The organism is Scandinavium sp. (assembly GCF_032012665.1).
In the GTDB taxonomy this organism is placed as follows: domain Bacteria; phylum Pseudomonadota; class Gammaproteobacteria; order Enterobacterales; family Enterobacteriaceae; genus Scandinavium.
This window is the reverse complement of the sequence record NZ_DALZVG010000053.1, coordinates 1-3689: the sequence shown is the minus strand read 5'-3', so window position 1 is coordinate 3689 and position 3689 is coordinate 1. Positions and strand designations below refer to the sequence as shown.

Sequence of the window (3689 nt, the reverse complement as noted above, 5' to 3'; positions counted from 1 at the left end):
GTTATCAATAAAAAAGGCCCCCCGGTGTGGGAGGCCTCATTGTTCGTCTTCGCATTCTTTATCACACGACGAAACGCCTCCCGTTCAGGGGAAGGTAAAGAAGCTAAAAAAGAATGCGAAGAAGAACGGAACGGTTTTCATCAAGTTTTCCTTAGAGACAGGCAGTTAAAGTAACCGTACTGTTTTCATGCTGTCAACCGTAAAAAACATCCTCTACGCAAACCAGGCTTATTCGCGCGTTAGCAGTAACAAAAAACGCGCCCGAAGGCGCGTTGGATTAACACAGTTGTTAAGGATTACTCTTGTTCAACGAAGTTGACGTCTTTCACCGATGCGTTGGCGCGACGTGCTTCCCCTTTGTGTTGCACTTTATTGAGCTGCCTTTCCAGCTTGTTGATCAATTCGTTAATGGCGGTATACATATCCTCATGACGCGCACTGGCAACCAGATGGCCGTTTGGTGTGTTCATGGTTGCGTCGGCAACAAAACCCTGTGGCTCCTTAGACAGAATGATGTGCGGGTTAATCAGATGAGTTTGCCATTTTTCAAGTTTGGTGAGACGGTCTGCGACGTGCTGGCGGATGGCCGGAGTAATGTCCATTTGTTTACTGGTAATGTTCATTGTCATAAATTTTACCTCTTGTCTTTCCCGTCTTGGTGAATCCAGCATACCGTTCTTAATGTCAAAATGTGTGATTTAAATCACGTTATTTTGTCACTTTTTGTCAGTCAGCGTATTTTGTGAGGCAGGGCAGGAACAGGGGATTTAATACTTGAGGAATGGGCAAAAGCGGGCCATAGTTGATGGGATGATCTGGTGCTAAACCGGTTCAGCGCCACGCAGAATTGCATACAAAAACGGCAGCCTCATGGGCTGCCGTTTTTCGTGGCGAAGCGCTATCAGCTGCTGGTCTTGCTGCTGTTGGCGGCGATGATTTTTGCTACCTTGTCGGCCTGCGCGGTCATCTGCATTTCGCGGTAGGCCTTTTCCATCTTCGGCAATGCGTCGCGGGTGGCTTGCGTGTCCGGGAAGTCGCGGAGCATGCCTTCCACGCGATTCACTACGGCAACCCACGCACCGCGATCGGTGTAGTAATCCACGACCGACAGCTCGTATTTCGCCAGGCGATCTTTCAGGAACACCATGCGCTTATAGGCGTCGGAAGAGTACTGGCTTTGTGGATAGCCACGCACCAGTTTGGAGAAGTCGTTGAATGCGTCACGAGCGTGCTGCGGATCGCGGTCTGAACGGTCAACCCCGAAGAAGCCCTGCAGAGCACTGTCATCCAGAGCCATGTTGGTCAGGCCACGCATATAGATGACGTAGTCAATGTTCGGATGAGTCGGATTAAGGCGCATGAAACGATCGATAGCAGCCTGAGCCAGCGGCAGATCGGCGTTTTTGTAGTAGGCATAAATCAGGTCGAGCTGAACCTGCTGAGAATACGGGCCAAACGGATAGCGGTTATCGAGCGCTTCCAGTTGCGTTATCGCCTGTTTCCAGTTACCGTCCTGCAACTTTTGTTGAGCAGTCGCGTAGATTTCATTTGGCGGGTTATCAGGCACCTCTTCCTTTGAACCGGAGCAACCCGCCAAAGCCAGGCTCAGTGTGGCAAGGGCCACCAGGTATTTCATGCGCGTCATGACGTTTTGACTTTCCTCAGAATGTTTATGCGGGAGATTATCATTCCTGCTCCCGATTAAGACCAGCTACAATAGCACACTATATTATACGGCGAAGCCGTAAAACCCAACGTTAAACGAAGAAGCTGTCTATGGCACAACTAGTACAACTCACCGCAACGGTATCCGAAAATCAACTCGGTCAACGCTTAGATCAAGCTTTGGCCGAAATGTTCCCGGATTATTCACGTTCGCGTATAAAAGAATGGATCCTGGATAAGCGAGTGCAGGTGAACGGCGTCATTTGCGACAAGCCGAAAGAGAAAGTATTGGGTGGAGAACAGGTCTCCATCGATGCCGAAATCGAAGAAGAAGCACGCTTCGAGCCGCAGGACATCCCGCTGAATATTGTTTATGAAGATGACGACATTATTGTCATCAACAAGCCACGCGATCTGGTGGTGCATCCGGGGGCAGGTAACCCCGATGGAACGATTCTGAATGCATTGCTGCACTACTATCCGCCCATCGTGGATGTGCCGCGTGCGGGTATTGTTCACCGCCTGGATAAAGACACAACCGGTCTGATGGTAGTGGCGAAGACCGTTCCGGCTCAAACGCGTCTGGTGGAAGCGCTGCAGTTGCGTGAGATCACTCGTGAGTATGAAGCGGTAGCGATTGGCCACATGACAGCAGGCGGCACGGTAGAAGAACCAATCAGCCGCCATCCCACTAAGCGTACGCATATGTCCGTTCACCCGATGGGGAAACCGGCTGTTACGCACTATCGTATTATGGAACACTTCCGTATTCACACGCGTTTGCGTTTACGTCTGGAAACCGGGCGCACACATCAAATCCGCGTGCATATGGCGCATATCACTCACCCGCTGGTGGGCGATCAGCTGTACGGCGGGCGTCCTCGTCCACCGAAAGGGGCGTCAGAAGCTTTCATTAACGAGCTGCGTAAATTCGATCGTCAGGCTCTGCACGCGACGATGCTTCGTCTTTATCACCCGATCACGGGTATCCAGATGGAATGGCACGCGCCAATCCCACAGGATATGGTCGATTTGATCGACGCCATGCGCGCCGATTTCGAAGAACACAAGGATGATGTTGCCTGGCTATGACGAAAATTATCGTGCCTCAGTGGCCAATGCCTGAAGGCGTTGGCGCGTGCAGCTCCACGCGAATGGGCGGCGTTAGCTTACCGCCATACGACGCGCTGAACCTTGGTGCCCACTGTGGTGATAATCCGGAACATGTTGAAGAGAATCGCCGTCGTTTCTATGAAGCGGCTGCATTCCCTTCACGTCCGGTATGGCTTGAACAGGTCCACGGCAACGCAGTTTTAACGCTAACCGGGGGCGAATACGCTTCCAAAAAAGCTGATGCTTCATACAGCAACAAACCCGGCCTGGTTTGCGCAGTGATGACGGCCGACTGTCTGCCGGTGCTCTTTTGCAATAAGGCGGGTACGGAAGTGGCCGCTGCTCATGCGGGGTGGCGCGGGCTATGTGATGGCGTACTGGAAGAAACCGTCGCACACTTTAAGGACCAGCCTGAAAACATTCTGGCCTGGCTCGGCCCGGCTATTGGCCCGCAGGCCTTTGAAGTGGGCCCGGAAGTCCGTGAGGCTTTCATGGCTAAGGATGCGAAAGCGGACAGCGCTTTCCGTCCTGCTGGCGAGAAGTATTTCGCCGATATTTATCAGTTAGCGCGTCAGCGTCTGGCAAACGTCGGTGTGACTGAGGTGTTCGGCGGTGAACGCTGTACGCTAAGTGAAAAGGATGATTTTTTCTCTTATCGACGCGATCGGACGACCGGTCGTATGGCAAGTTTCATTTGGCTGATATAACCTAACGAATCAAGACGATCCAGAAGGCTGACTTATTTTTCACATAGTCCAGGTCTTTAACCTTGAATAATTGAGGGATGACCTCATTTAATCTCCAGTAGCAAAATTGACCTGTTATGGGAGGAGTTATGCGTCTGGATCGTCTTACCAATAAATTCCAGCTTGCTCTCGCCGATGCCCAGTCTCTCGCACTGGGGCACGACA

Annotated in this window: 4 protein-coding genes, 1 pseudogene and 1 other annotated feature; of the genes and pseudogenes, 3 read left to right on the top strand and 2 right to left on the bottom strand. The window is 51.7% G+C overall.

Translation table 11 applies throughout. The features are described from left to right. Positions 1-7: 7 nt before the first annotated feature. Positions 8-142 (bottom strand) — a sequence feature (Phe leader region). Between the two features lie 154 nt (positions 143-296). Then, a complete protein-coding gene (gene raiA / locus RTU33_RS21665) occupies positions 297-629 on the bottom strand; it encodes a ribosome-associated translation inhibitor RaiA (protein WP_312630141.1) in 333 nt (110 codons plus the stop codon). A gap of 272 nt (positions 630-901) precedes the next feature. Continuing rightward, positions 902-1645, bottom strand: coding sequence for an outer membrane protein assembly factor BamD (bamD, locus tag RTU33_RS21660; protein ID WP_312630139.1), 744 nt, complete (start codon positions 1643-1645; stop codon positions 902-904). A gap of 131 nt (positions 1646-1776) precedes the next feature. Between bamD and rluD the strand changes: the two genes are divergently transcribed. The 3 genes and pseudogenes from rluD to RTU33_RS21930 all read left to right on the top strand — a co-directional run. Then, positions 1777-2757 carry a 23S rRNA pseudouridine(1911/1915/1917) synthase RluD gene (gene rluD / locus RTU33_RS21655; RefSeq protein ID WP_312630137.1) on the top strand — a complete coding sequence of 327 codons (981 nt, stop codon included), beginning with the start codon at positions 1777-1779 and terminating at the stop codon, positions 2755-2757. After that, on the top strand, positions 2754-3485 hold the full coding sequence (gene yfiH / locus RTU33_RS21650) for a purine nucleoside phosphorylase YfiH (protein ID WP_312630135.1): 732 nt from the start codon (positions 2754-2756) through the stop codon (positions 3483-3485). Before rluD ends, yfiH begins: the two co-directional genes overlap by 4 nt. A gap of 128 nt (positions 3486-3613) precedes the next feature. Then, a pseudogene (locus RTU33_RS21930) lies at positions 3614-3689 on the top strand (peptidase); the annotation flags it as partial.